2 protein-coding genes are annotated in these 2,623 nt (G+C 65.4%); both read right to left on the reverse strand.

What is annotated here, in order from left to right:
- Positions 1-108 precede the first annotated feature (108 nt).
- The gene (locus ON04_RS15625; RefSeq protein ID WP_010542580.1) at positions 109-876 is read right to left on the reverse strand and encodes an ATP-binding protein; all 768 of its coding nucleotides are present in this window, start codon (positions 874-876) and stop codon (positions 109-111) included.
- Positions 876-2,477, reverse strand: coding sequence for an IS21 family transposase (gene istA, locus ON04_RS15630; RefSeq protein ID WP_010542581.1), 1,602 nt, complete (start codon positions 2,475-2,477; stop codon positions 876-878). Before istA ends, ON04_RS15625 begins: the two co-directional genes overlap by 1 nt.
- Positions 2,478-2,623: the final 146 nt, after the last annotated feature.

A 2,623-nucleotide genomic window follows, 5' to 3' on the forward strand; every position in this document is an offset into this window, starting at 1 on the left:
GGCAAATAGGGCTTGTCGGTACTGATGGTCCGGCGAGTGGGTACCGCTGTTCTGGCGACCTGGAACCGGCCCGTGGGTGAGAACGGGCCGGTGCCGAGGGCGTATCGGTTACTCCCAGTAGTCGGGGGTGGCGCGGGCTTGGTCGTCGCGTTGGCGGCGCATGTCGACTTCGCCGATGTTGATTTCGCGTGCGTTGTTGGCCAGTCGGTTGACGATGGAGTCGGCCGCGACCCGGTCGGGTAGCGCGTCGAGCCAGTACGCCGGTCGGGATTGGGAGGCGATCATCGTCGGCAGCCGGTGTTCGCGGTTGGCCATCACGGCGAACAGGTCGTTGGCGGCCTCGGGGTCGATGCCGACGGTGAGGAAGTCGTCGATGATTAACAACTCCACGTCAGAGAGATCGTTGAGCATTTTCTGGTGGCGGATGCCGTCCCCGCGGGCGATGACCAGCCGCCGGGCGAGTTCGTCCATGCGGGTGTAGGTCACGGTGTGCCCGTTTTGGCAGGCGGCGATCCCGATGGCGCAGGCCAGGTAGGTTTTTCCGCCGCCGGTCGGCGAGATCACGAGCAGGTTGGTGGGGTCCTGCCTCCAGTGGTGCCCGGCGTAGCGTTTCATCCGCACCGGGGTGATGCCGCGGCCTTCCTGGTAGTTGATCTCAGCGATGGAGGCCTGCGGGATGGGGAACTTGGCGGCTCGGATGAGTTTGTCGATCCGGTGGGCTTGGCGCTGGTCGAGAGCGTCGTCGACGGCGGTGAGGAAGATCTGCTCCGGGGTGAGCTCGTCATTGGCCTCGTCGCTGATCAACTCCTCGAAGCGGGTGGCCACGTGCGTGATGCGCAGGTTGCGGAACTTCTGGTGATCGATCTCGGTGAACATCAGGCACCCGCCTCGCTGCGCCCGCGGGAGTAGTGATCGGCCGAGCGCACCTGCACCGCACCATCGTCACGTGCGCCGTCCGGTGGCGAGGGTTTTCGTGTGGCCGCCGCCGGCACGACGGGCCGGGGCGCCTTGTCCTCGGAGTCGATTGTGGCCATGACGCGTTTGAGCACGCTGTAGCTCCCGGCGCTGTTTTGGTTGAGCAGCACCTGGCAGGCCGCCTCGAGGCGCTGGCGACTCCTGCGGCCGAGTGTTTCGAGGATGTTCTGGCAGTCCAGATAGCCTTGCGCCTCGATCACGTGACGATCCAGGATCTGGGCGATCACCTTCTCGGTTGCGGGCCCGAACCCGCGGGCACGGTCGGTGAACCACTGCCGTGACCACAGGCCGTCGATGCCCTGATGCTCCTTCGGGCCGTGGGCGAGCACGGTGGAGTACTGGCCTTTGCGGCCGTGCCGGCGTGGGTGCTCGCAGACCACCTGATCGCCGTCGAAGACGGTCACCGACTGCGCGGTCAACCGCACCCGCAGCAACTGCCCGGCGAAGGCGTAGGGCACCGAGTAGTACTGCGAATCACAGGACACGTGATAGTTCCGTCCGACCTTGAGCTGCTTCCACTCCACCGTGGCGAACCCGTCGGCGGGCAGGGCGGCCAGCAGCGGTGCTTCGTCGGACTCGAACCGCTCCCACCGGGTCGTACCGTCAGCCCGGCGGATGGCGGTGTTGATCTCCGCAACTCGCTCACTGATAGCGCTGTTCAGGGCCTCGACGGTGGTCCAGACCTCCTCGGCGAGGTAGCCGATGACGCGCTTGTTGACCACTTCCACGGCTGACTCTACGGCTGCCTTGTCTCGGGGTTTTCGGACCCGGGCGGGCACGATTGCCATGCCGTAGTGGTCGGCCAACTGCTGATAGCGGACGTTGACCGCCCTGGCCGACTCTCCCTGCTTCTGCCGATGGGTCGCGGTGGTCGGATTGTCGGGCACCACCATCTGCGGCGCCCCGCCGAAGAAGGCGAACGCAGCGACGTGCGCGTCAATCCACGACGGCGACTTCATGTCCGTGAAGCCGCGGCAGAACACCACGCCGGAGTACGGCAGCACCGCAACGAACAGGTACAGCTTGGTGACCTCCCCGGTGACAGCGTCGAGAACCTCGAGAGTGTCGCCGGCCCAGTCGACCAGCATCGTCCGACCGGGTTCGTGATGCAGAGTCGCCACCACGTCCTTGACCCGAGCATGCTCGGCGAACAGGGCGCAATACTGCGAGTACCCGTACTTCTTCCCGCTCCCAGCGGGGTCGGCGAGGTACTTGCCCCAGGCTTGCTGGATGGTGAAGTGCCGGTTGAACTTCATCGACGCCAGCACCCGATCAAAATCCGGCTGGGTGTAGTCCTCCGAGACACGTTTGCGCCCATCGGGGAACATCCCCGCGATCTCCGCCGGATTCATCGATGCCGCCTGTCCGGCGGAGATGCCGTACGCGGTGATCGTCTTCTTCACCGCCGCGATCTCCCGGCGCGAGCACCCGACGGCAGCGACGATCTCGCTGTAGCTATGCCCGGCCAGCGCCAACGTCATGATGGCCTTGTAGTCGGCCACATGAACCTCCTCAAATAGGAAAAGACGGCGCAATCGCGCCGCCTCACCCCGAGCAGACCAGCCCACCCGCCCCGAGGAGTACCAAATCGCCAGAATCGAAGTACCCGATCGCCGGACTAGGAGTACCCACTGGCCCTATCTGCCAA

Origin of the sequence: Dietzia alimentaria 72 (assembly GCF_000226215.1) — a bacterium.
Lineage (GTDB): Bacteria > Actinomycetota > Actinomycetes > Mycobacteriales > Mycobacteriaceae > Dietzia > Dietzia alimentaria.

Bases quoted from the DNA above. Each gene is read 5' to 3' on its own strand.
- ON04_RS15625 (WP_010542580.1), bottom strand. From the start codon at position 876: ATGTTCACCGAGATCGATCACCAGAAGTTCCGCAACCTGCGCATCACG.